This window comes from Pseudomonas sp. Fl4BN1 (assembly GCF_009908285.1).
Lineage (GTDB): Bacteria > Pseudomonadota > Gammaproteobacteria > Pseudomonadales > Pseudomonadaceae > Aquipseudomonas.
The window spans coordinates 245,831-270,172 of the sequence record NZ_JAAARM010000001.1 but is presented as its reverse complement, the minus strand read 5'-3'; the positions used below and the strand labels follow the sequence as shown (position 1 = coordinate 270,172).

General features: G+C 62.0%; 26 protein-coding genes and 1 tRNA gene. 13 read left to right on the top strand and 14 right to left on the bottom strand.

The features are described from left to right. Positions 1-391: 391 nt before the first annotated feature. Positions 392-832, bottom strand: coding sequence for a hypothetical protein (locus GV818_RS01240; RefSeq protein WP_161754388.1), 441 nt, complete (start codon positions 830-832; stop codon positions 392-394). Between GV818_RS01240 and GV818_RS01235 the strand changes: the two genes are divergently transcribed. Further along, positions 831-1,286: a tRNA (cytidine(34)-2'-O)-methyltransferase gene (locus GV818_RS01235; protein WP_161754386.1), complete on the top strand. Its 456-nt coding sequence runs from the start codon at positions 831-833 to the stop codon at positions 1,284-1,286. The genes GV818_RS01240 and GV818_RS01235 overlap by 2 nt on opposite strands. Before the next feature lie 97 nt (positions 1,287-1,383). Here the strand turns inward: GV818_RS01235 and secB are convergent, their stop codons facing one another. From secB to GV818_RS01220, 3 genes are read right to left on the bottom strand one after another with little or no spacing between them, the layout of a single operon-like run. Then, positions 1,384-1,866, bottom strand: coding sequence for a protein-export chaperone SecB (gene secB, locus GV818_RS01230; RefSeq protein WP_161754384.1), 483 nt, complete (start codon positions 1,864-1,866; stop codon positions 1,384-1,386). 42 nt (positions 1,867-1,908) lie between these two features. Next, entirely contained in the window at positions 1,909-2,163 is a 255-nt protein-coding gene (gene grxC, locus GV818_RS01225) for a glutaredoxin 3 (protein ID WP_161754382.1), read from the bottom strand. Beyond that, positions 2,163-2,576: a rhodanese-like domain-containing protein gene (locus GV818_RS01220; protein WP_161754380.1), complete on the bottom strand. Its 414-nt coding sequence runs from the start codon at positions 2,574-2,576 to the stop codon at positions 2,163-2,165. The genes grxC and GV818_RS01220 overlap by 1 nt, the downstream gene beginning before the upstream one ends. Positions 2,577-2,740: 164 nt before the next feature. On the opposite strand from GV818_RS01220, the gene gpmI reads away from it, so the two are divergent. The 5 genes from gpmI (at position 2,741) to GV818_RS01195 (ending at position 9,249) form a co-directional block, all read left to right on the top strand. Continuing rightward, positions 2,741-4,276 carry a 2,3-bisphosphoglycerate-independent phosphoglycerate mutase gene (gpmI, locus tag GV818_RS01215; protein ID WP_161754378.1) on the top strand — a complete coding sequence of 512 codons (1,536 nt, stop codon included), beginning with the start codon at positions 2,741-2,743 and terminating at the stop codon, positions 4,274-4,276. Between the two features lie 282 nt (positions 4,277-4,558). Beyond that, on the top strand, positions 4,559-5,479 hold the full coding sequence (locus tag GV818_RS01210) for a DUF1460 domain-containing protein (protein ID WP_161754376.1): 921 nt from the start codon (positions 4,559-4,561) through the stop codon (positions 5,477-5,479). Between the two features lie 219 nt (positions 5,480-5,698). After that, complete coding sequence (locus tag GV818_RS01205; protein WP_161754374.1) at positions 5,699-6,985, top strand: murein hydrolase activator EnvC family protein; 1,287 nt, start codon at positions 5,699-5,701, stop codon at positions 6,983-6,985. A gap of 31 nt (positions 6,986-7,016) precedes the next feature. Further along, positions 7,017-8,327 (top strand): S41 family peptidase, encoded by a 1,311-nt coding sequence (locus GV818_RS01200; protein WP_161754372.1) that lies wholly within the window; start codon positions 7,017-7,019, stop codon positions 8,325-8,327. A gap of 115 nt (positions 8,328-8,442) precedes the next feature. Further along, positions 8,443-9,249, top strand: a complete 807-nt coding sequence (locus GV818_RS01195; protein ID WP_161754370.1) for a divergent polysaccharide deacetylase family protein — start codon at positions 8,443-8,445, stop codon at positions 9,247-9,249. 48 nt (positions 9,250-9,297) lie between these two features. Here the strand turns inward: GV818_RS01195 and GV818_RS01190 are convergent, their stop codons facing one another. From GV818_RS01190 to GV818_RS01160, 7 genes are all read right to left on the bottom strand, one after another. After that, positions 9,298-10,053: a substrate-binding periplasmic protein gene (locus GV818_RS01190; RefSeq protein WP_161754368.1), complete on the bottom strand. Its 756-nt coding sequence runs from the start codon at positions 10,051-10,053 to the stop codon at positions 9,298-9,300. A 63-nt stretch (positions 10,054-10,116) separates the two neighbouring features. Continuing rightward, positions 10,117-10,887, bottom strand: a complete 771-nt coding sequence (gene hisF, locus GV818_RS01185; protein WP_161754366.1) for an imidazole glycerol phosphate synthase subunit HisF — start codon at positions 10,885-10,887, stop codon at positions 10,117-10,119. A 9-nt stretch (positions 10,888-10,896) separates the two neighbouring features. After that, complete coding sequence (gene hisA, locus GV818_RS01180) at positions 10,897-11,634, bottom strand: 1-(5-phosphoribosyl)-5-[(5-phosphoribosylamino)methylideneamino]imidazole-4-carboxamide isomerase (protein WP_161754364.1); 738 nt, start codon at positions 11,632-11,634, stop codon at positions 10,897-10,899. Positions 11,635-11,676: 42 nt separating this feature from the next. Further along, positions 11,677-11,937 (bottom strand): DUF2164 domain-containing protein, encoded by a 261-nt coding sequence (locus GV818_RS01175; RefSeq protein ID WP_123724143.1) that lies wholly within the window; start codon positions 11,935-11,937, stop codon positions 11,677-11,679. Further along, positions 11,938-12,576, bottom strand: a complete 639-nt coding sequence (gene hisH / locus GV818_RS01170; protein WP_161754362.1) for an imidazole glycerol phosphate synthase subunit HisH — start codon at positions 12,574-12,576, stop codon at positions 11,938-11,940. After that, positions 12,576-13,169, bottom strand: coding sequence for an imidazoleglycerol-phosphate dehydratase HisB (gene hisB, locus GV818_RS01165; protein ID WP_025128392.1), 594 nt, complete (start codon positions 13,167-13,169; stop codon positions 12,576-12,578). The genes hisH and hisB overlap by 1 nt, the downstream gene beginning before the upstream one ends. 202 nt (positions 13,170-13,371) lie before the next feature. Continuing rightward, entirely contained in the window at positions 13,372-15,033 is a 1,662-nt protein-coding gene (locus GV818_RS01160; protein WP_161775663.1) for an OFA family MFS transporter, read from the bottom strand. A gap of 348 nt (positions 15,034-15,381) precedes the next feature. Between GV818_RS01160 and GV818_RS01155 the strand changes: the two genes are divergently transcribed. The 5 genes from GV818_RS01155 to GV818_RS01135 all read left to right on the top strand — a co-directional run bounded on the left by GV818_RS01155 (position 15,382) and on the right by GV818_RS01135 (position 19,600). Then, positions 15,382-15,780, top strand: coding sequence for an acetyl-CoA sensor PanZ family protein (locus GV818_RS01155; protein WP_161754358.1), 399 nt, complete (start codon positions 15,382-15,384; stop codon positions 15,778-15,780). Between the two features lie 81 nt (positions 15,781-15,861). Next, complete coding sequence (locus GV818_RS01150; RefSeq protein ID WP_161775662.1) at positions 15,862-18,087, top strand: AsmA family protein; 2,226 nt, start codon at positions 15,862-15,864, stop codon at positions 18,085-18,087. Further along, the gene (gene mutY, locus GV818_RS01145; RefSeq protein ID WP_161754354.1) at positions 18,084-19,151 is read left to right on the top strand and encodes an A/G-specific adenine glycosylase; all 1,068 of its coding nucleotides are present in this window, start codon (positions 18,084-18,086) and stop codon (positions 19,149-19,151) included. The genes GV818_RS01150 and mutY overlap by 4 nt, the downstream gene beginning before the upstream one ends. After that, complete coding sequence (locus tag GV818_RS01140; protein WP_161754352.1) at positions 19,148-19,420, top strand: oxidative damage protection protein; 273 nt, start codon at positions 19,148-19,150, stop codon at positions 19,418-19,420. Before mutY ends, GV818_RS01140 begins: the two co-directional genes overlap by 4 nt. A 104-nt stretch (positions 19,421-19,524) precedes the next feature. Next, positions 19,525-19,600, top strand: a tRNA-Phe gene (locus GV818_RS01135). Between the two features lie 270 nt (positions 19,601-19,870). Here the strand turns inward: GV818_RS01135 and soxR are convergent. Then, the gene (gene soxR / locus GV818_RS01130; protein WP_161775661.1) at positions 19,871-20,332 is read right to left on the bottom strand and encodes a redox-sensitive transcriptional activator SoxR; all 462 of its coding nucleotides are present in this window, start codon (positions 20,330-20,332) and stop codon (positions 19,871-19,873) included. Positions 20,333-20,445: 113 nt separating this feature from the next. Here soxR and GV818_RS01125 point away from each other — a divergent pair, with 113 nt between their 5' ends. Then, positions 20,446-21,924 (top strand): MFS transporter, encoded by a 1,479-nt coding sequence (locus GV818_RS01125; protein WP_161775660.1) that lies wholly within the window; start codon positions 20,446-20,448, stop codon positions 21,922-21,924. A gap of 12 nt (positions 21,925-21,936) precedes the next feature. Here the strand turns inward: GV818_RS01125 and GV818_RS01120 are convergent, their stop codons facing one another. Continuing rightward, a complete protein-coding gene (locus tag GV818_RS01120) occupies positions 21,937-22,938 on the bottom strand; it encodes a DMT family transporter (protein WP_161775659.1) in 1,002 nt (333 codons plus the stop codon). A gap of 93 nt (positions 22,939-23,031) precedes the next feature. Here GV818_RS01120 and GV818_RS01115 point away from each other — a divergent pair, with 93 nt between their 5' ends. Further along, positions 23,032-23,997: a LysR substrate-binding domain-containing protein gene (locus tag GV818_RS01115; protein ID WP_161775658.1), complete on the top strand. Its 966-nt coding sequence runs from the start codon at positions 23,032-23,034 to the stop codon at positions 23,995-23,997. Here GV818_RS01115 and GV818_RS01110 read toward each other — a convergent pair. Continuing rightward, complete coding sequence (locus GV818_RS01110; protein ID WP_161754322.1) at positions 23,948-24,268, bottom strand: isochorismate lyase; 321 nt, start codon at positions 24,266-24,268, stop codon at positions 23,948-23,950. The two genes, GV818_RS01115 and GV818_RS01110, sit on opposite strands and share 50 nt — an antisense overlap. Between the last annotated feature and the right edge of the window lie 74 nt (positions 24,269-24,342).

The window sequence follows — 24,342 nt, the reverse complement described above, 5'->3', positions numbered from 1 at the left end:
GCACGCATGGCGACGAGCCCAAGGTTTCGGGAACCCCAGTACAGGCAGGCTGGGACTTCCCTCTTTAATAGCCGGCCCTTCACGCACACCGTGACCGGCCATGTTTTCGGGAACCCTGGTACAGGCAGGCCGGGAATTCCCTCTTTAACACCCGGCCCATCACGCGCATCGCGACGGGCCCAAGGTTTCGGGAACCTCAGTACAGGCAGGCTGGGGCTTCCCTCTTTAATACCCGGCCCATCACGCGCATCGCGCTGGGCCACGCTTTCGGGGACCCTGGTACAGGCAGGCCGGGAATTCCCCTCTTTACACCGGGACTGATTGCCCCTGAGGCAATTGGCCCCTCCCGCTTTTGGGGGCCTTGGTACAGGCAGGCCGGGGTTTCCCTCTTTTATTCCTCCCGCAGGTGGATCTCCAGGCGCCAGCGCCCGTCGACCTCGCCTCCGCGCCATTCACCGCGCAGCGCGCGGGCGGCCACCAGGTTCAGCAGCAAGCCCTGGTCCGCCAGGCGGACACGCCAGTTCACATTCCTCTGGTTGACCTGCAATTGGCCGTGCTGCGCATGTCCCTGGGCATCGAACAGCAGCGCCACGGTACCGTCGATGTGCTCACCGTGAACCTTGGGTTCCTGGTTGAACCAAACCACCAGCCCGTCAGGTGCGATTTCGACCTGCTGCAGCTCCACAGGATCGGACTGGGTCAGGCGACCGATCATCAGCCCCACCATCACCCCGACAATCGCCAGGGAGCCGAACACCCGCAGCATTAGCTTCGGTCGCGAGTACTCTTCAGGCGTAGAATGCAGCCTGTCTTTCTCTTCGGAGCCGTGCATGTTTCACGTCATCCTCTTTCAACCAGAAATTCCGCCGAATACCGGCAACGTTATCAGGCTGTGCGCCAACAGCGGCTGCCACCTGCATTTGATCGAGCCGCTGGGTTTCGACATGGACGACAAGCGCCTGCGCCGCGCCGGCCTCGACTACCACGAATATGCCACCCTGCAACGCCATGCCGACCTCGCCAGCTGCCTGGAGAGCCTCGGCCAACCGCGCCTGTTTGCCTTCACTACCAAGGGCTCGCGGCCGTTTCATGATGCCAGCTTCGAGGAAGGCGACGCCTTCCTGTTCGGCCCGGAAAGCCGCGGCCTGCCAGCGGACGTGCTGGACGCCCTGCCCGGCGAACAGCGCCTGCGCCTGCCGATGCGCGAAGGCTGCCGCAGCCTCAACCTGTCCAACACCGTGGCGGTGGCGGTTTATGAAGGCTGGCGGCAACTGGGCTTCAAGTAAGGCCCGGAGATTCGCGGGCAAGCCCGCTCCTACAGGTTTCGCCCGTGCATGAAAAAAGCGCCATTACAGGCGCTTTTTTCATGCTCGGGCGACGCTCTTATTGAACGGTGTTCTCGCCAGCGGACTGCATGCGTTGCAGCTCCTGGGCGTACAGCGCGTCGAAGTTCACCGGAGCCAGCATCAACGCCGGGAACGAACCACGGGTCACCAGGCTGTCCAGCGCTTCGCGAGCGTAAGGGAACAGGATGTTCGGGCAGAAGGCACCCAGGGTGTGGCTCATCGAAGCCTCATCCAGGTTCTTGATCAGGAAGATACCGGCTTGTTGCACTTCAGCGATGAAGGCCACTTCGTCGCCGTTCTTCACGGTCACCGACAGGGTCAGCACGACTTCGTGGAAGTCGGTTTCCAGGGCTTTCTGGCGGGTGTTCAGGTCCAGGCCGACGCTTGGCTCCCACTGCTGGCGGAAGATCGCCGGGCTTTTCGGCGCTTCGAAGGACAGGTCACGCACGTAGATGCGCTGCAGGGAGAATTGCGGTGCGCTTTCGTCTTCGGCAGCAGCAGTGTTCTGTTGGTCAGTCATCTCAGATCCTTCTTGATCTTTAGGTCTATAGGGTTAGGAATTTCAGGCCGCCAACAGCGTGTCGAGCTTGCCGACGCGCTCCAGGGCAAACAAATCATCACAACCACCTACGTGGGTGGCACCGATCCAGATCTGCGGCACGGACGTGCGTCCGGCCTTCTGGGCCATATCGGCGCGCACCTGCGGCTTGCCATCGACCTTGATCTCTTCGAAGGCTACGCCTTTGCTCGTGAGCAGATGCTTGGCCCGCGAGCAGTAAGGGCAGTAATCACTGGAGTAGACGATGACCGTGGACATTACTTCACCAATGGCAGGTTATCGGCTTTCCAGCTGGCAATACCACCGGACAGCTTGGCCGCGGTGAAACCGGATTTCATCAGCTCACGGGCGTGGGTGCCGGCGTGCTGGCCTTGGGCATCCACCAGGATGATGGTCTTGGCCTTGTGCTTCTCCAGCTCGCCGACGCGCGACATCAGCTTGTCCTGGGGAATGTTCAGCGCGCCGACGATGTGGCCGGCAGCGAAGTCCTTGGAAGGGCGAAGGTCGATCACCACGCCCTGCTCACCATTGACCAGTGCGGTCAGTTCACGGGTGCTGAGGCTGCGGCCGCCGCGGCTCAATTCATGGGCGATCAATAGCGCCAGCAGGATAGCGAAGGCACCGGCGAGCAAGTAGTGTTCAGTGGCGAATTGAATCAGGTGAGCAACCATCTAGGAGGTTCCAGGGCGTTAAAATGTCGGCCAGTATACACAGCCCTCCGGGTCGGCCAAACCCCGCCCGGCGGTGACGCCGTCGGAACTTCGCTTTAAACTGCCACTCCCTTTTTCAACACCTCTCTTTTCATTACTTTCCTATCCAGCCACGAGTGGACGCCATGACTACCACGCCTAAACCTTTGGTCCTGATGATTCTGGATGGCTTCGGTCACAGCGAGAGCCACGAATCCAACGCCGTCTATGCGGCCAAGAAGCCAGTCCTGGACCGTTTGTGCGCGAGCATGCCCAACGGCCTGATCTCGGGCTCGGGCATGGACGTCGGCCTGCCGGACGGGCAGATGGGCAACTCTGAAGTCGGCCACATGAACCTGGGGGCCGGTCGCGTGGTGTACCAGGACTTCACCCGGGTGACCAAGTCCATCCGCGACGGTGAGTTCTTCGAAAACCCGACTATCTGCGCTGCCGTGGATAAAGCCGTGGCCGCCGGCAAGGCGGTGCACATCCTCGGCCTGCTGTCCGACGGTGGCGTGCACAGCCACCAGGACCACCTGGTGGCCATGGCCGAACTGGCCTTCAAGCGCGGCGCCGAGAAGATCTACCTGCACGCCTTCCTCGACGGCCGTGACACCCCGCCGAGAAGCGCCCAGTCGTCCATCGAACTGCTGGACGAAACCTTCAAGGCCCTGGGCAAGGGCCGGATCGCCAGCCTGGTGGGTCGCTACTTCGCCATGGACCGCGACAATCGCTGGGACCGCGTGGCCCAGGCCTACAACCTGATCGTCGATGGCCAGGGGCAATTCAACGCCGCCACCGCCCAAGAAGGCCTGCAAGCCGCCTATGCCCGCGATGAGAGCGACGAATTCGTCAAGGCCACCACCATCGGTGAGCCGGTCAAGGTCGAAGACGGCGACGCCGTGGTGTTCATGAACTTCCGCGCCGACCGTGCCCGCGAACTGACTCGGGTGTTCGTCGAAAATGACTTCAAGGACTTCGAGCGTGCGCGCCAGCCGAAACTGGCCGGGTTCGTCATGCTCACCCAGTACGCCGCCAGCATCCCCGCGCCGTCGGCCTTTGCCCCGGGCAGCCTGGAAAACGTGCTGGGCGATTATCTGGCGAAAAACGGCAAGACCCAGCTGCGCATCGCCGAAACCGAGAAATACGCCCACGTGACCTTCTTCTTCTCCGGTGGCCGTGAAGAGCCGTTCCCGGGGGAAGAGCGCATCCTGATCCCGTCGCCGAAAGTCGCCACCTATGACCTGCAGCCGGAAATGAGCGCTCCGGAAGTCACCGACAAGATCGTCGATGCCATCGAGCACCAGCGTTACGACGTGATCATCGTCAACTACGCCAACGGCGACATGGTCGGCCACAGCGGTGTGTTCGAAGCCGCGGTGAAAGCTGTGGAATGCCTGGACCTGTGCGTCGGACGCATTGTCGACGCCCTGGACAAGGTCGGCGGCGAAGCGCTGATCACCGCCGACCACGGCAACGTCGAGCAGATGTCCGACGAGTCCACTGGTCAGGCCCATACGGCTCACACCACTGAGCCGGTGCCCTTCATCTATGTCGGCAAGCGCCCGCTGAAAGTCCGAGAGGGCGGGGTTCTGGCGGATGTGGCACCGACCATGCTCAAGCTGCTGGGCCTGGCACAACCCAAGGAAATGACCGGCAAGTCGATCCTGCTGGACGCCTGAGACTGAAGCAGGTTGCCCCCTGTTGCCTGCGCAAACGCCCGATACACCGTGTCGGGCGTTTGTGCATCAGTCCTGCCTGATGGGCAACGAGACCAACGCCTGACACAGACCCGCGGCGTGCAATGCAAGTACCCGCTGTGACAGTATCCATCGCCCCCTGGAACACTAATCCCCCCGCAGTGTCTCCCTCTGATGAGCAAATTCAGATAGCGCGTTCTGCAACATCGCCTTATAAATGGTAATAATTATCAATTCCATTTAATGGCAGCATGGAGAAATCGAATGAACAAGGCCGCCGTATTTTTTTTAGCCTCTGTCCTGGCAGGCTGCGCAAACCCGACCCACGTCGAACACAAGACCCAAGCCGAAGTGGGTGCGCTCGAGGATCAGCGCACCCAGCTAGAGATGGACACCTACACCGCCGAAAAACTCACCGCCCTGCTCAAGGTCCGCAACCAGCTCGGAGCCGACCAGCCAGGACAACTGAGCGAGCAGATCTCCCGCGAGTTCATGCATACACCTTATGCAGCGGACATGTTGCAGGGCTCGGCGAGCATGGCAGAGAAGCTGGTTGTCGACTTCAGGGGCCTGGATTGCTTCACCTATATGGATTACGTCGAGACATTGCGTAAATCCACCGACCAGGACAGCTTCATCAAGAACCTCATCCAGACCCGCTACGTGAACACCGATGTCCAGTTTGCCAACCGCCGGCACTTCTTCACGGACTGGGCGTATGCCGGACAACCGCTGACCAATGATCTGACTGCACAACTGAGCGCCCACTCAGTGACCGTGACTAAAAAGCTCAATCAAAAGGCTGACGGGGATCTTTACCTGCCAGGCCTGCCCCTGGTCGAGCGCGACATTACCTACATACCCAGTTCGTCGATTGACGAGAAGTTGCTCAGCCGCCTCAAGACCGGCGACTACATTGGCATCTACACCCACCTTCCGGGCCTGGACGTCACCCATACCGGGCTCTTCATCCAAACCGCCGCCGGCCCCGTGCTGCGCAATGCATCTTCCAAGAAGATGTACCGCGAGGTCATGGACGCACCTTTCATGGAGTATGTCCAGAACATCCCGGGCATCGTCGTACTGCGCACGCGGCAAGACCGCCAGGCACTCGAAGAACCATCCGTATCGGAAACCGGCGCATCATCCGCACAACATCCAGACAAGACGCTCGCCCACGGCTGATACCGCCCGCGATCAGCCGCTACCCAGGCAAGACAACAGGCCGGACTGGATCACCGCCCGCGGCAGTAACAGTCCCTGCTCTGATAGCAAAAGGCCCAATAACGGCCCGGAAACGGCTTTTTATGACGAACGCCTCAAAGCAGTTGGCTTTGAGGCGTTTTTTTTGCAGCGATGGGCGGGCATACTAGGCCGTCCCTTTCCCTGGTGTCGCCCGCCTCTATGCTTCGCGCCCTGATTGCCCTTGCTCTGACCTGCCTGCTCCAACCGGCCTTTGCCGACGAGCGCGCGCAAACCCAACAACAGTTGGACGCCACGCGTCAGGACATTACCGAGCTGAAGAAGCTGCTGGGCAAGCTGCAGGAAGAAAAGTCCGGCGTGCAGAAAGAACTGCGCGGCACCGAGACCGAGATGGGCAAGCTGGAGAAACAGGTCGAAGCCCTGCAAAAAGAGCTGAAGAAAAGCGAATCCGAGCTGCAGCGCCTCGATGAGGAGAAAAAAAAACTCCAGAGCGCGCGCACTGAACAGCAACGACTGATCGCCATCCAGGCCCGCGCGGCCTATCAGAACGGGCGCCAGGAATACCTCAAGCTACTGCTCAACCAGCAGAATCCGGAAAAATTCGCCCGCACCCTCACTTATTACGACTACCTGAGCCAGGCCCGCCTGGAGCAGCTGAAGAATTTCAACGAGACCCTGCGCCAACTGGCCAATGTGGAAAAAGACATTTCCCTGCAGCAAGCCCAGTTGCTGGTGCAGAAAAGCAGCCTCGACACCCAGCGTGAAGAACTCGACAAGGTCCGCAAGGAACGTCAACTGGCCTTGGCCAAGCTCAACAACGACGTCAAGGCCCGCGACGACAAGCTCAAGGCGCGTGAACAGGACCAAGCCGACCTGGGCAAAGTCCTGAAAACCATTGAGGAAACCCTGGCACGCCAGGCCCGCGAGGCAGAGGAAGCGCGCCAGAAAGCGCTGATCGCCCAGCAGGAAGCCGAAAAAAAGCGTTTACGTGAGGCCCAGGCCAACACCAGCGATGAGCCGCGCAAGCCAGTCAGATCAAGCCCTGGTGCCCTGGTCTCGAGCAGCGGCCCCTCCTACGGCGGGGCTTTTGCTTCATCCCGGGGAAAACTTCCATGGCCCGTTGATGGTCGACTGCTGGCACGCTTTGGTGAAACCCGTGGCGACGACTCCCGTTCCAAATGGGACGGGGTGATGATCAGCGCCACCGCCGGCAGCCAGGTGCACGCCGTGCACGGCGGCCGGGTGGTGTTTGCCGACTGGCTGCGGGGCGCCGGCCTGCTGGTGATCCTCGATCACGGCAACGGTTACCTGAGTCTCTATGGACACAATCAGACGCTGCTTAAAGAAGCCGGCGATGTGGTCAAGGCCGGAGAGTCCATCTCCACAGTGGGTAATAGTGGCGGACAGGACACTCCTGCGCTGTACTTTGCTATTCGTCAGCAGGGCCGCCCCAGCGACCCGGCACAGTGGTGCCACGCGCAAGGATAAGCGCTGCATCTAAATTAGGAGTTCGTTCGACATGCTGCATTTGTCCCGCCTTACCTCGCTGGCCCTGACGATCGCCCTGGTGATCGGAGCGCCACTGGCGTTTGCCGCCGAAACCGCTCAATCGGCCACCGCCGCGACCACCAAGGCGCCCTTGCCGCTGGAAGAACTGCGCACCTTTGCCGAGGTCATGGACCGCATCAAGGCCGCGTATGTCGAACCTGTCGACGACAAGACCCTACTGGAAAATGCGATCAAGGGCATGCTCAGCAACCTTGATCCGCACTCGGCCTACCTGGGGCCGGAAGACTTTGCCGAACTGCAGGAAAGCACCAGCGGCGAATTCGGCGGCCTGGGTATCGAAGTCGGCGCCGAAGACGGCTTCATCAAGGTGGTCTCGCCGATCGACGACACTCCGGCGTCCAAGGCCGGGATCCAGGCCGGCGACCTGATCGTCAAGATCAACGGCCAGCCGACCCGCGGCCAGACCATGACCGAAGCCGTGGACAAGATGCGCGGCAAGATCGGCCAGAAGATCACCCTGACCCTGGTACGCGACGGCGGTACACCGTTCGACGTGACCCTGGCCCGCGCCACCATCCAGGTCAAAAGCGTGAAGAGCCAGCTGCTGGAATCGGGCTACGGCTACATCCGCATTACCCAGTTCCAGGTCAAGACCGGCGAGGAAGTCTCCAAGGCCCTGGCCAAGCTGCGCAAGGACAACGGCAAGAAGCTCAACGGCATCGTCCTCGACCTGCGTAACAACCCGGGCGGCGTGCTGCAGGCGGCGGTGGAAGTGGTCGACCACTTCATCACCAAGGGCCTGATCGTCTACACCAAGGGCCGCATCGCCAACTCCGAGCTGCGCTTCTCCGCCACCGGCAAGGACGAAAGCGAAGCCGTGCCGATGGTAGTGCTGATCAACGGCGGCAGCGCCTCGGCCTCGGAAATCGTCGCCGGCGCCCTGCAGGACCAGAAACGCGCGGTGCTGATGGGCACCACCAGCTTCGGCAAGGGCTCGGTGCAGACCGTGCTGCCGCTGAACAACGACCGTGCACTGAAGATCACCACTGCGTTGTACTTCACTCCCAACGGGCGCTCGATCCAGGCCCAGGGCATTGTCCCGGACATCGAAGTGCGTCGCGCCAAGATCACCAGCGAAGCTCAGGACGGCGAGTACTTCAAGGAAGCCGACCTCCAGGGCCACCTGGGCAACGGCAACGGCGGCGCCGACAAACCGAGCAGTTCGACGGGCAAGGCCAAGCCGATGCCGCAGGATGACGACTACCAGTTGGCCCAGGCCCTGAGCCTGCTCAAAGGGTTGAGCATCACCCGCGGCAAATGATTGAACCCTTCGCCGGCAAGCCGGCTCCTACAGGAGCTGGCTTGTGTAGGAGCTGGCTCGCCAGCGAAGCGCCCGCCAGGGCGCCCATCCCCCCTAAAGGCCTGATCCCGATCCGATGATTTCCCGCTGCTCCCCCCTGTTCCGCTCATTCCGGGCCCCGCTGCTCAGCCTGCTGTGCCTCTTGCCCCTTGCGAGCCAAGCCGCCGAACCCACAGCCGCTGCACCCAAGGCCTACCTGAGCCTGATCATCGACGACCTCGGCCAGAATTTGCCCCGTGACCGCCGCGTACTGGCCCTGCCCGGCCCGGTGACCACGGCGATCATGCCCGACACCCCCCACGCTGGCGAATTCGCCCGCGAGGCCCACCGCGCTGGCAAGATCGTCATGCTGCACATGCCCATGGACCCAGCCACCGGGCCTTTCGCCTGGCACCCCGACCTACCCATCGAAGAGCTGCAAAAACGCCTGGAGGCGGCCTTCCAGGTCGTGCCCTACACCAGTGGCATCAACAACCATATGGGCAGCCGCATGACCGCCCAGCCGCAAGCCATGGCCTGGTTGATGGGTGAGTTGCAACGGCGCCACAAGTTCTTCGTCGACAGCCGCACCAGCGCGCAGACCGTGGCTGCCGCCGAGGCGCAGAAGATCGGCCTGGCCAGTGTTTCCCGGGACGTGTTCCTCGACGACGAGCGCACCGAAACGGCGATTGCCCAGCAGTTGCAGACCGCCATCAAGCTGGCCCACAAGCAAGGGTCGGTGGTGATCATCGGCCATCCCTATCCGCAGAGCCTGGCGGTGCTCGAGCGCGAGTTGCCCAAGCTCAAGGCCCAGGGCATCGAGTGGATTGATATCAAGTCGATGATCAGCCTGCGCAGCAACAAGGCCATGGCCGGGCATGGCAAGGATGGTGTGTATCGTTAGGCCAGTTCCTGCTGGGGCTTTGTAGGTACTGGCCTGCCAACCAAGCGTTTAGAGATAGCGCCCCATGATCTCTTCCACCAGCCCTTCTTTGCGCATCTCGTCCAGGGCCGCCTGGAGCTTGGCCACTACCTCGTCGGACACGTCCTTGTTCAAGGCCAGGTACAGCTCGGCGCTGTTGAAACGCAGCACGGTCTTGAGGCCGCCGATGCCTTCCTGCTTGGCCAGGTAGCGGCCGGCCGGGTCGCCGGTGGCCCACAGATCGATCTGCCCAGCCACCAGCTTCCTGGCGTTGTCCTGATCGCGCAGTACCACTTGCGGCGCCAGCCCCTGCTTGGTCAGGGTTTCGGCAATCGCATCGCCCTTGTAGGCGCCGATCTTGTACTTGCGCGCCTGCTCCAGGGATTGGAGGTTGATCTTGCTGTCACCCTTGGCCAGCATGATCCAGTCATCCGGACCGATAGGTCCGACCCACTTGAACAGCGGTTCGCGGTCCGGCAGGCGCGCCATGACAAACACCCCATAGCCCGGTTGCTTCAGGGCCAGCTTGTAGATGCGTTCCCAGGGAAAGCGCAGGGTCAGGCTGTAATTGATTCCGGCACGCTTGAACATTTCGCGGACGATATCCACGGCGATGCCGTCGATATTTTCGCCCTGAGCGAAGTTCTTGCCGTTCTTGGCCATGTTGTAGGGGGGGAAGTTTTCTGTCAGCAACACCAGGGAGGTGTCGGCGGTTTCAGCGGCGCGGGCAATACCGCCAAGGAGGAACGAGGCGCTGGCAACAACCACAAGAAGACGTTTGAGCATAACGGGCTACCGGAATCCATGGCGTGCTCAAGAGTGCCGTGAGCCCGCCATGCTGTCCAGTGGCTATCGCACAACAATCCCGCGCTGGGCCATGTAAGCCTTGGCCTCGGGAACCGTGTACTCACCGAAGTGGAAGATGCTCGCCGCCAGCACTGCGCTGGCGTGGCCTTCAATGATGCCGTCGGCCAGATGCTGGAGATTGCCGACACCGCCGGAGGCGATCACTGGAATGCCCAATGCATCGCTGATGGCCCGGGTCACGCCCAGGTCAAAGCCGTTCTTCATGCCGTCCTGGTCCATGCTGGTGAGCAGGATCTCGCCGGCCCCCAGGCCTTCCATCTTCTTTGCCCATTCCACTGCGTCCAGCCCCGTGGGCTTGCGCCCGCCGTGGGTGAAGATTTCCCAACGCGGAATTTCACCCGGGCCGGAGACCTTCTTCGCGTCGATGGCAACCACGATGCACTGGGAACCGAAATGCTGCGCCGCTTCGCCAACGAACTCGGGGTTGAACACCGCAGCGGTGTTGATCGAGACCTTGTCCGCGCCGGCATTGAGCAGGTTGCGGATGTCCTGCACGGTACGCACGCCACCGCCCACGGTCAGCGGGATGAACACCTGGCTGGCCATGCGCTCGACGGTATGCAGCGTGGTGTCGCGCCCGTCGACGCTGGCGGTGATGTCGAGAAAAGTAATCTCGTCAGCGCCCTGCTCGTCATAACGACGGGCGATTTCCACCGGGTCGCCGGCGTCACGGATGTTCTCGAACTTGACGCCCTTGACCACCCGGCCGTTGTCCACGTCCAGGCAAGGGATGATGCGTTTGGCCAATGCCATGACGAGTCCTCAGCCTGGATACGAATCGCAGAAAGCCTGGGCTTCTGCGACGTCGAGAGTGCCTTCGTAGATCGCGCGCCCGGTAATGGCGCCGATGATTCCCGGAGCCTTGGCATCCAGCAGGGCCTTGATATCACCCAGGTTGTGGATACCGCCGGAAGCGATCACCGGAATCTTGGTGGCCGCCGCCAGGGCTGCGGTGAAGGGTACGTTGCAGCCCTGCATCATGCCGTCTTTGGCGATGTCGGTATAAACGATGGCGGACACGCCGTCAGCTTCGAACTGCTTGGCCAGGTCGATCACCTGCACGGTGCTGATTTCAGCCCAGCCGTCGGTGGCGACAAAACCATCCTTGGCGTCCAGGCCAACAATCACCTTGCCCGGAAACGCGCGGCAGGCTTCGGCGACGAAGGCCGGATCTTTCACCGCTTTAGTGCCGATGATCACGTAGCTGACGCCAGCCTTGACGTAGTGCTCGATGGTTTCCAGGGAACGGATACCGCCACCGATCTGGATCGGCAGGTTGGGGTAGCGCTTGGCGATCGCGGTGACCACCTCGCCGTTGACCGGCTGGCCTTCAAAGGCACCGTTCAGGTCCACCAGATGCAGACGACGGCAGCCCCCCTCAACCCACTTGGCAGCCATGCTCACCGGGTCATCGGAGAACACCGTGGAATCTTCCATGCGGCCCTGGCGCAGACGTACACAGGCACCGTCTTTAAGATCGATAGCGGGAATAATCAGCATCTGGCAAACCTTCAAATTCGATTGTTCAGCTTCACTCGAAAATCAGTTTTTCTCGAGCGCCCACAGGTCGCTTTCGATGCTCTCGAACCTCTCTTTGAGGTGCGTCTGCACATCGAAAATCGCCCTGTTGTAATAGTGCGGAGCAATTTCACGGGTAAACAGCTCAAGAATCTCCGCTGCTTCGAACGAACCCAGATCGAGTTCGAAGCGGTCTTCCATGAAGCGCTTGATCTTGTGTGTCGCCTCACTCTCCTGTTCGGTGGTGAGGGTCAGGATCGGCGGCTTGGATTTCTTGATCGCCATTTACCAGCGACCGTCCCAGGCGGCGAAGTTCTGCAGTAACTGCAGGCCATGGGTATGGCTCTTCTCCGGGTGGAACTGCACGGCGAAACGCGAGCCGTCGGCCAACGCCGCAGCGAAGTCCACGCCATAGTGACCACTACCCACCACCTGCCGGGCATTGCCGGCCGCGATGTAGTAACTGTGCACGAAGTAGAAGCGCGCCAGGTCCGGAATGTTGTGCCACAGCGGGTGTTCCACCGCCTGCTGCACTTCGTTCCAGCCCATGTGCGGCACCTTGAGGTGCTCGCCATCCTCGATCAGGCCCTTGCCGAAGAACTTCACCTGGCCCGGGAACAGGCCGATGCAGTCGACGCCAGCGTTCTCTTCGCTGTGGTCCAGCAGGGCTTGCATGCCCACACAAATGCCCAGGAAGGGACGGTCCTGGCTGACTTCGCGCACCAGGGTGTCGAAGCCCAGGCGACGGATCTCGGCCATGCAATCGCGGATCGCGCCGACGCCGGGAAACACCACCCGGTCGGCTTCACGAATCACACTGGCATCGCTGGTGATCAGGACCTTGCCGGCACCCACGTGCTCCAGGGCCTTGGCCACCGAGTGCAGGTTGCCCATGCCGTAGTCGATAACGGCGACGGTCTGCATTACAGCACGCCCTTGGTCGACGGCATCTGGCCGGCCATACGCTCATCCAGCTCGACGGCCATGCGCAGCGCGCGGCCGAAGGCCTTGAACACGGTTTCGATCTGGTGGTGGGTGTTGGTGCCACGCAGAGTGTCGATGTGCAGGCTGACCAACGCGTGGTTGACGAAGCCCTGGAAGAACTCCTGGAACAGGTCAACGTCGAAACCGCCAACGGTGGCGCGGGTGAAAGGCACGTGCATCTGCAGGCCGGGGCGGCCGGAGAAGTCGATCACCACACGAGACAGGGCTTCATCGAGGGGCACATAGGCGTGACCGTAGCGACGAATGCCTTTCTTGTCGCCGATGGCTTTGGCGAAAGCCTGGCCGAGGGTGATACCGACATCCTCCACGGTGTGGTGGTCGTCGATATGCAGGTCGCCCTTGCTTTCGATGTCCAGGTCGATCAGCCCGTGCCGGGCGATCTGGTCCAGCATGTGCTCAAGGAAGGGCACGCCGATATCGAATCGGGCCTTTCCGGTGCCATCCAGGTTGATCGAGGCTTTGATCTGGGTTTCCAGAGTGTCGCGCTCGACAGATGCCTTACGTTCGGCCATCACCAGCTCCGCAAAATCATTGGGCGAAAAAGGCGAATAGTATAGGCCCGAGGACGGCTAAACAGAAACACGTCGGACAATATCCAGACAAGCGCCAGCCAATGGCTCCGGGGCTATACCTGTCATGACAAGCAGTCATCTGCGGTGGCCAGAACGCAGAACAGGGCGCATGCGCCCTGTTCCGTGAACCTCAGACATTGACTCAGTGAAACAGCACCGCGGTCTTTTGCAGGGTGACCCACACGCCCCACGCCAGGGGAATGCCCACCGCCAACCAGGCGGCGATCACCACCGGCAGGCTCGCGGACGAAGCTTTCCACTCCAGCACGACACTGCTGTCAGCACCTTTGTCGTGGCCCAGGGCCTGTTCAGCGGCCAGTTGCTCGTCGGTCATGAAGTACTTGTCCGCCACCGGACGTACCAGCAAGTTGCACAGGAACCCCAGCACCAGCAGGCCGGCGAGGATGTACAAGGTGATGTCGTAAGCAGCCGCACGCTCGACACCGATGCTCAGCTGGTACTCACGCAGGTAGTTCACCAGTACCGGGCCCAGCACCCCGGCCGCCGCCCAGGCCGTCAGCAGGCGGCCGTGGATCGCCCCCACCATCTGCGTACCGAACAGGTCCGCCAGATACGCCGGCACGGTGGCAAAACCGCCGCCGTACATCGACAGGATGATGCAGAACGCCGCCACGAACAGGGCGATATTGCCCAAGTGGCCGAGGTTCGGAATCAGCGCATACAGGGCAAAGCCCAGGGCGAAGAACACAAAGTAGGTGTTCTTGCGTCCCAGGTAGTCGGAGAACGACGCCCAGAAGAACCGCCCACCAATGTTGAACAGGCTCAACAGTCCGGTGAAACCGGCGGCGATCGCGGCAATCTGCGCCAGTTGCCCGGCATCCAGTTGACTGAAGGTCAGGCTATTGCCCAACAACTTGCCGGCAAAGACTTCCTGCAGCAGTGGCGAGGCCATGCCGAGAATGCCGATACCCGCCGACACGTTGAGGCACAGCACCAGCCACACCAGGCGGAACTGCGGGGTCTTCCAGGCCACGTTCACATGCACATGGCGGTGAGTGATCATCGCATTGGCGGTTTTCTTCGCCGGTGCATTCCAGCCCTCAGGCTTCCAGCCGGTAGGCGGAACCCGATAGGCCAGGGCGCCACCGATCATGAACACGAAGTAGATCGCCGCCATCACCAGGAAGCTCTGCCACACGCCAACGCTGGTAGGGGTCGCGAAGTGGCCCATCAGCGCTGCCGCCAGGGGCGCGCCAACCATGGCGCCACCGCCGAAACCCATGATCGCCATGCCGGTAGCCATGCCGCGCTTGTCCGGGAACCACTTGATCAGGGTCGACACCGGGGAGATGTAGCCCAGCCCCAAGCCGATACCGCCGATCACCCCCGAGCCGGTCCACATCAACCAGATCTGGTGGGTGTAGATCCCCAGCGCGGAGATCAGCAGACCGCCACACCAGCACAGGGCCGAGACCACACCAGCCTTGCGTGGACCGGCATGTTCCAGCCAGCCACCCCAGATCGCCGCCGAGCAGCCGAGGAAGATGAAAAACAGGGTGTAGATCCAGCCAAGCATGGAGATCGGCCAGTCACACTGGGATGAAAATATCTGCGCGACAAAGCTCATGTCCGGTGCGCAAGCCACCGGCGCGCCGATGCCCAGGGCCTTGGACAGTGGCAGCCAGAACACCGAGAAACCGTAGGCCATGCCGATGCACAGGTGAATGGCCAGCGCGGCCGGCGGTACCAGCCAACGGTTGAAACCGGGCTTGGCGATGATGCGTTCTTTGGACAAGAACGCTGGCTGAGCGGCCGAACTGGCGGACGCGATGCTAGTGCTCATGGATGTTTCCCCCAATTATTAGAATTGTTCATCGGCCACTCCTCTGCGACGACCTTGGCACGCAGGCGCGGTCGTTTTATTGAGTAAAGCTCCATTTTGGCAGGCGCGACATTAAGTCGCAGAAGGACGAACGAACCGCGAGAGGTTACCATTTGCGACGCGCTAAAAAACCAGACTGCTATGACCTTTTTTGCCGCGTCTGCTTCGCCCGGCCTCGCCAAAGTGCTGACCTGAGCCTGCAGTCGGCCCTGTTCGCCGGCAAGCCGGCACCTAGCTGAAAACGCTACTCCCGCAGGAGCCGGCCTGCCGGCGAAGGCCCAAGCCAAGGCCCCCCAAACAGGAAATCCCATGCCCATTCTTGTCGAATCACTGCGCAACGCCAGTTATCAGGACCAGCAAGACCTGCAGAAGATTTACCAGGACGCCCCGGACTGGCTGTTTGCGCCCCAGCGCGACGCTCAGGACCTGATCGACAGCGGCCTGCGCGAAGGCGAGCTGCTCACCGCCCGCTTCAATGATCGCTTGCTGGGCGCCGCGCGCCTGCAACGGCACTCGGATGGCTGGCACCTGTCCCAACTCTGCGTCCGCAGGATCACCCGGCGCCGCGGGGTGGCCGAGCGACTGCTGAACGAGGCACGGAAAATGGCTCGGGACCAGGGCGCAACCTTGCATTTGCTGGCCCCCGCCGGGCACCTGGAGGCTCAGGCCCTGGCGGCCAAACTGCATCTGCCGCTGAAAAAACTGTAAGCGGATTGGCTGACCAGTCGTCTGGTTCAGAGCGCTATACTCCCCGGCTAAATTTTGAATTCGACATACAAGGACTCGCCCATGAAAGCGTTCGGCAAAATCCTGGGTCTGGTAATTCTCGGGCTGTTGCTGATCATCGTGGCTCTGGGCTTTGCCCTGACCCACCTGTTTGATCCCAACGACTACAAAGACGAGATTCGCCAGATTGCCCGCGACAAGGCCCACATCGAGCTGACGCTCAATGGCGACATCGGCTGGAGCCTGTTCCCCTGGCTTGGCCTGGAACTGCACGATGCCGGGGTAGCCACCCTGGCCAACCCGACCCAACCTTTCGCCGACCTGCAAATGCTCGGCCTCTCGGTGCGCGTGCTGCCGCTGCTGCGCCGCGAAGTGCAGATGAGCGATGTACGGGTCGAAGGCCTGAACCTGCGCCTGACACGCAACAAGGACGGCCACGGCAACTGGCAAGACATCGGCAAGGCCGCCCCTGCCGAAAAGCAGGGCGAGACGCCTGCCACCAGCACCGGTGAAACCGGCCAGGCCAGCGCCGGCACGGAGAAGCCCTCGCAGCCGATCCGCCTGGACATCGACAGCCTGACCGTGAACAACGCCCGGATCGAGTACAACGATGAACAGACCGACAAGCAGTTCACCGCCGAAAGCATCCAGCTGAGCACCGGGCCGATTCACGAAGCCAGCAACACCCCGGTCAAGCTCACCGCCTTCCTCGCCAGCACCCAGCCCGCCGTGCGCGTGCGCACCGAGCTCAATGGCGAATTGCGTTTCGATCGCGCCCTGCAGCGCTACCAGTTCGAAGACATGCGCCTGTCCGGCGAAGTGGCCGGCGATCCGCTGCAAGGCAAGACCGTCACCTTCGCTGCCCAGGGCCAACTGCTGCTGGACCAGGCCGCCAACGTCGGCCAGTGGACCGGCCTGAAAGTCTCCCTCAACCAACTGCGCGCCCTGGGCGAGCTCAAGGTCAATGACCTGGACAAGACCCCGCAGATCAGCGGCGGGATCTCCATTGCCCAGTTCGACCTGGCAAAATTCGTCGACAGCATCGGCCAGACCCTGCCGGCCATGGCTGAAGGCAGCCTGAGCAAGGTCGAACTGGTCAGCCGCCTGCAAGGCACGCCCACCAGCCTGGCCCTGGAAGACCTGAACCTGAAGCTCGACGACAGCACCTTCAGCGGCCGCCTGGCCATCGAAGACTTCGACAAGCAATCCCTGCGTGCCCAGCTCAAGGCCGACACCTTCAATGTCGACCGCTACCTGCCGCCAAAATCCGCCGCGGCCAATAGCGCCACCTCGGCGCGCAAGGCTGAAGTACAAAGCAGCGAAGCCGATGCCATGGCAGGGGCCGGTACCACGCCACTGCCCAATGCACCGACCAAGGGCGCCTGGAGCACCGACAAGCTGCTGCCGGTGGAGCGCCTGAGCAAACTCGACGTCGATGCCGACCTGAGCTTCGGCCAATTGACCCTGGACAAGCTGCCGATCCACAACGCCGCGCTCAAGGCCTCCGGCCAGGGCGGCCTGCTGACGCTCTCGAGCCTGCGCGGTGAGTTGTACAACGGCAGCTTCGACGCCAGCGGCAATCTCGATCTGCGCCCGAACACCCCGCAACTGAGCCTGCAGACCAAGATCAGCCGGGTGCCGGTGGAACGCATCCTCGAAAGCCAGGGCCAGACACCTCCGATCAAGGGCCTGGTGACCTTGAACAGCAATCTGACCGGCAGCGGCAACAGCCAGAAGGCGCTGATCGACAGCCTCAACGGCAATGCCAGTTTCGCCATCAACAACGGCGTGCTGATCAATGCCAACCTGGAACAGCAGCTATGCCAGGGCATCGCCGTACTCAATCGCAAGAACCTTGGCAGCACCCCACGCGGCAAGGACACCCCGTTCCAGGAGCTCAAGGGCAACCTGACGTTCCGTAATGGCGTCGCCAGCAACCCGGACCTGAAGGTGCGGATCCCCGGCCTGAGCGTCAACGGCAATGGCGATATCGACTTGCGGGTGCTGGGCATGGACTATCGGGTCGGCATCATTGTCGAGGGCGACCTGAGCACTAACCCGGACCCGGCCTGCCAGGTCGGCGACCGCTTCAAGGGCATCGAACTGCCGCTGCGTTGCCGTGGCCCGCTGGAGCTCGGGGCCAAGGCCTGCCGCCTGGACAAGGACGGCCTGGGCCAGGTCGCGGCCAAGCTGGCCGGTGACCGCCTGCAGCAAAAGATCGACGAGAAGCTCGGTGACAAGGTCAGCCCGGAACTGAAGAACGCACTCAAGGGGCTGTTCAAGCGATGAGAGCCGAGGCGTTTGCACCGGCGGTGCTGGACTGGTACGACCATCACGGCCGCCATGACCTGCCCTGGCAACAGGGCATCAACCCGTATCGGGTATGGGTCTCGGAGATCATGCTGCAGCAGACCCAGGTCAGCACCGTGCTCAACTACTTCGACCGCTTCATGGCCTCCCTGCCCACGGTGCAGGCCCTGGCCGAAGCCCCGGAAGACGAAGTGCTGCACCTGTGGACCGGCCTGGGTTACTACACCCGCGCACGCAACCTGCAGAAGACCGCGAAGATCGTCGTCGCCGAGTATGGCGGCGAGTTTCCCCAAGACGTGGAAAAGCTCACCGAGCTGCCGGGCATCGGCCTGTCCACGGCCGGCGCCATCGCCAGCATCAGCATGGGCCTGCGGGCGCCGATCCTCGACGGCAACGTCAAGCGGGTGCTGGCGCGCTTCACCGCCCAGGAGGGCTACCCCGGGGAACCCAAAGTGGCCAAGCAGCTGTGGGCCGCCGCCGAACGCTTCACGCCCCACAGCCGGGTCAACCACTACACCCAGGCGATGATGGACCTGGGGGCCACCCTCTGTACCCGGAGCAAACCCAGCTGCCTGCTGTGTCCCCTGGAGCGAGGCTGCGAAGCCCACATGCTCGGCCTGGAGACCCGCTACCCGATTCCCAAGCCGCGCAAGGAAGTGCCGCGCAAGCGCACCCTGATGCCGCTGCTGGCCAACCGCGAAGGCGCCATCCTGCTTTACCGAAGGCCCTCCACGGGGCTCTGGGGCGGCCTCTGGAGCCTGCCGGAGCTGGATGACCTGGAAGACATCCAGCACCTGGCCCTGCAGCACTCTCTGGAACTGGGCCAACAGCAAGAGATGCCGGGACTGGTACACACCTTCAGCCACTTCCAGCTGGCCATCGAACCTTGGCTGATCCGGGTCGAAGAGTCGGCCCTGCACGTCGCCGAGGCCGACTGGCTCTGGTATAACCTCGCCACCCCGCCGCGCCTGGGCCTTGCCGCCCCGGTGAAGAAACTGCTGAAACGCGCGGCCGAAGTATTGAATGCAGGAGAGTCCGCATGACCCGCAGCGTAATGTGCCGCAAGTACCAAGAAGAACTGCCAGGTTTGGAGCGCCCTCCGTATCCGGGCGCCAAGGGCCAGGATATTTTCGAACACATCTCGGCCAAGGCCTGGGCCGACTGGCAGAAACACCAGACCCTGCTGATCAACGAAAAGCGCCTGAACATGATGAATGCCGAAGACCGCAAATATCTGCAGGGCGAGATGGACAAGTTTTTCTCCGGCGAGGAATACGCCAAGGCCGACGGCTACGTGCCACCGACCGAGTAAACCCGCGGAAAATCGGGGCGGGAACGTAAGCGGCGGTAATAATTAAACTTTTTTTCAAAACTTGCTTGACGACCCCCCGAAAAACCCGTTTAATGCGCCCCGTTGCCCAGATAGCTCAGTCGGTAGAGCAGGGGATTGAAAATCCCCGTGTCGGCGGTTCGATTCCGTCTCTGGGCACCACCTTCAGCTTTCAGGTGGTGTTTACATCACGTGAAAGCAACCAAAAAACCCGCCTAGTGCGGGTTTTTTGCTTTCTACGGTTCCAAACCATTCCCCTAGATGCTGGCGCTTGGCGCATACCCAGCAGTCACCCAGCTCAACGCTCGCCAGAGCCTCAATAAAGCCGTCAACTACCGATTGAGGGCATCGATCCCGGCGAGTGGAAGAAACCCCTCAAACACGCTCAGAAGGGCCAGGCCCTGGCTGTCGACAAAACTGAAAGCGATTCACTCACGCTGTGGGCATGGTGTCTTTCTCGAGCAAAACGGCGCCCTTTCCGAGCTGGCCCAAATGATCACCCGGGTTACGAAGAGGACAGTCGTCCATAGAGAGACACCCACAGCCGATACAACCGTCAAGCTGATCGCGAAGCTGGGTGAGGCTGCGAATCCGCTCGGTCAGCGTGTTCCTCCAGATCGTGGAGAGATGCGTCCAGTCTTTTGCCGTCAGCGGTCGCCCGGATGGAAGCTCGTCGAGCGCAGCCTTGATGGTCATCAACGGGATACCCGCGAGCTTCGCGACCTTGATAATGGCAATGCGCCGGAGAGTATCGCGGGCATAGCGACGCTGATTGCCCACGCTGCGCTGCCCCTGGATGAGGCCTTTGGCCTCGTAGAAGTGGACGGTCGCAATTGTCACACCGCATCGGTGGGCCAACTCTCCTACCGATAAAGGCACGCGTACATCAATCATGGATTCTTGACCCCTCTTGACCTCATCTATACATGAGGTTTTATAACGAGTGTCGGTTTGCCTTCGCAAGCCCTCATGCACTGCCGCGTGAGACCTCTCGAAGTGGAGCTAACATGGACAAGCGTCACGCCTCATCCGATCAATATTGCCACTCCGCGCCAGGAGCGGGTTGGATCGCCCTGCTGTCTGGCTCTAATGGAGTACGCGCGCTCGCACTCGCAGGTGGCGTGGTCCTCCATGCAATCAATGTCTACATCGCCACCACGATTCTGCCGTCGGTGATCAAGGACATCGGCGGCATTGACTATTACGCCTGGAATACCACCCTGTTCGTCGCGGCTTCCATCCTCGGTTCGGCGCTGTCGGCGAGGCTGCTCACCAGCGCGGGGCCACGCGGCGCGTACGTTATTGCCGCATTGGTGTTTGCGAGCGGAGCGTTCATCTGCGCACTTGCCCCGTCAATGCCGGTAATGCTCACGGGGCGTCTTGTTCAGGGACTAGGCGGCGGTTTTTTGTTCGCGCTCTCCTATGCCATGATCCGGCTGGTTTTCGATGAAGCCTTGTGGCCGCGCGCAATGGCGTTAGTCTCCGGCATGTGGGGCGTGGCAACGCTGGTCGGTCCTGCCGTAGGCGGCATCTTCGCTGAACTCGGCGTCTGGCGAGCGGCGTTCTGGTCGCTCATTCCAGTCGCGGTACTGTTTGCCCTGCTGGCTGTAGGCATGCTGCCGAAACGCAGCGCTGACAAAGCCGAACGCTCGCCGCTTGCACTCGCCCAGCTGGTGTTCTTGACGTCGGCGGTGCTCGCGGTTTCTTTCGCCAGTGTCTCCTCGGTCCTCTCCTGGAACATCGCCGGCCTGGCAGCCGCCGCCATCCTGACCGCGCTGCTGATCGGCACGGAAAACCGCGCCCGCCATAGACTGCTGCCGGCAGGCGCGTTCCGGATCACAACGGCACTGGGGGTGCTGTATGCAACCATGTCGCTGCTTGCGGTCGCCGTGACCAGTGGCGAAATATTCGTTCCGCTGTTTCTCCAGGTCCTCCACCATCAGTCCCCGCTCGTCGCAGGCTATCTCGCAGCGCTCATGGCCGCTGGATGGACACTGGGGTCAATCGCAAGCTCTGGGGCGAGCGGCACAGGCATCAGGCACGCGATCCTCGCCGGCCCGATCCTTGGAGCGTTCGGCATGGTGGTGCTTGCCGTTTTGATGCCAACCGAGAGCGCTGGTGGCTGGCTGTCACTCACGCCGATATGCATTGGGTTGGTCGCCATCGGATTGGGCGTGGGACTCGCTTGGCCGCATCTGCTGACCCAGGTGTTTCAGGTCGCGTCAGTTGGCGAGCAAGACTTGGCTGCTGCGTCTATTACGACCGTGCAGTTGTTCGCCACCGCGCTCGGCGCCGCCCTGGCCGGCATGATCGCGAACGTCGCCGGCCTAACTGATCCCGGAGGCATCCCCGGCACCGCGAGCGCTGCCAGCTGGCTGTTTGCAGTCTTCGCGCTCGCGCCGATCGTCGGCGTTTTTACTGCCCTGCGGGTGGTCCGGCGGCATTCGAAAAATGGAGAGAGTCGCCAGGCTTCACGCAACACGTGACTAGCACAGTTTTCAGGGCTCGCGCACCGAAGCATGCTCGCCTGCTCCGGTACGCAGCGTTCCAATCCCTGGCTCACCACGAAGCATGATCACTCGCACCGCCAGCACTGTCCCCGTCAGCACCGCCATCAGGCCCAGGCCTTCGAACAGGGTTGGCCAGCGCCCATGGAACAGCAGGCCGAGCAGGGTCGCGAACAAGGACTCCAACGCCACCAATTGCCCCGAGAGCACCATCGGCAGATGTCGGGTGGCAAGATTCCAGGCCCAGGCGCCGGCCACCGAGGAGCACAGGGCAATCATCAGCGCCCAGAGATACAACGATCCGGCCTGTGCCCAGGAAAAGCCCAGGGTCGGTAACCGGAACAACTCCAGGTGCAGGCCCAAGGGCAGCAGAAGCAGCATCGCCAGCGCCCCCCCACTCATCATCAATCCGGTCCAGGCGCCGAGTGCCCGCACAGACAGGCTTTCCATCGCCCGCTGATTGAGCAGGCTGAAAATCAGCCACACGGCTATCGCTCCCAGGGAGAACAGCAGCCCGACACCCAGGGATGAACCCTCGACTGTCGCCTGCCCCAGGCTGCCCAGATGGATCAGCCCCAGACCGGCCAGCAGGAACCCCAGCGGCAAGGCCAGCCGCCCCCAAGGCAAGGTCCGGCTACGGCTATTGCCCAGCAGGGCCATCAGCACCGGCACCAGGCCAATCAACGCCGGGGTCAGCACCGGGCCGGCGAGCAGCACACCACCGGCGATACAGGCGCTGTAGCCCAGGTAACCGATCACTCCCAGGCCCAGACCAAGGCAGCGCAGCCCCCGGCTGATGCCGCGCAGATGAGTACGATTGACCCACAACAGGCAGGCACCGATTGCTCCGGCCATTAGAAAGCGCAGGGCCATCAGGTCGTACAGGCTGTAATTGCCGGTGATATACGGCGCGATGAAATTCACTGACCAACTCAAGGTGGCGAAAACGGCAAACGCCACGCCCAGGGCCAGGCTCGTAGTGTGGTTGTTCATGACCGGCCTCCATCGATAATTCGGGGCCATACTGCGCAATCCTCAACCTGTGCTACAAACGAGTTCTCGGCCGTCGATGCATAACCACAGATCATGAATCTACTCGGCAAGGCACTACCTCCGCTCGCCACCCTGCTGCCCTTCGAAGCCGCCGCACGCCTGGGCAGTTTTTCCCGCGCGGCCGAAGAGCTGCACATCACCCAGGCCGCCGTCAGCCGGCAGATTCGCGGGCTGGAGGAGAACCTCGGGCTGAAGCTGTTCAGCCGGCGCAATCGCTCGGTGTTCCTGACCCCGGAAGGCATCGAGCTGGCCCGGGTGGTCAGCAGCGCCCTGGGAGCGATAGGCAGCACTGCCGAGGCCATGCGCGGCCGGCCGCAAAGCCATCAGGTGGTGCTGCTGTGCCAGCTGTGCGAGGGCTTCTATTGGCTGATGCCACGACTGTCGAGGTTCCATCTGCGCCATCCGCAGATCGAGATCCAGGTGGTCACCACCACACAGCCCCTGAGCCGATTCGACGGCCATTTTGATGTCGCCCTGCAAAGCACCGGGCGCGACAGCGGTTCCCACCAGTTGATGTTCACCGCCTCGGACGAAGTGTTCCCGGTATGCAGCCCCGAGTATCTGGCCATCGCCCCGGGCTCCCTGGCGATCGATGAACTGCAGCGGCATGTCCTGTTGCACTACCGCTCCAGCACCCCGCACTTGATGGAGTGGAGCAGCTGGCTACGCAGATTCGAAGCGCACCTGGCCGAAAGCACCCGCGGCCAGTTCTTCGATAACTACCCGATGGTGCTCCAGGCCGCAGTCCAGGGGCACGGTATCGCCATGGGCTGGCGCCGTACCGCCGACCGCTTGATCGACCATGGCGCGCTGTTCAGGCCTTGTGTTGAAAGCGTGTCATTGCCCACGGCGCTCTCGGTCTACAGCCATCCCGAGGAGCACCCTCGGCAGCAGGTCCAGGCCCTGCTGGAATGGCTTGAACAGGAGTTCAACGAAGAGGATTCAGCCCTCAGGCCGGAGCTTGCGCGGCCTGCCAATGACGCATCTCCTGCGCGATGAAATGCTGCACCAGGTCGGCATAGAGTCTTTCGATGGCATCCGGGTCCAGGCCCTCGGCCTGGGCCCATTCACGCCGGGTGGCGAGCATCGCCTTGAAGCGCTCATCGGCGCGCACCGACGCCGCCGAGGTCTTGAACTTAGAGGCCGCCAGCACGTACTTGAAACGCGCCCCCAGCAACTCGATGACGGCTCGATCCAGGGTGTCGATCTCGCGCCGGATGTCTTCCATACCCTGGCACTGTTCCGGGCTCAGCTGATTCTTCACTTCCATGCTCGACACTCCAGTCGTCAGTTAGGGCCGCCACGGAAAACCATGGCCACAGATTATTCCCATGGGCCTGCCCG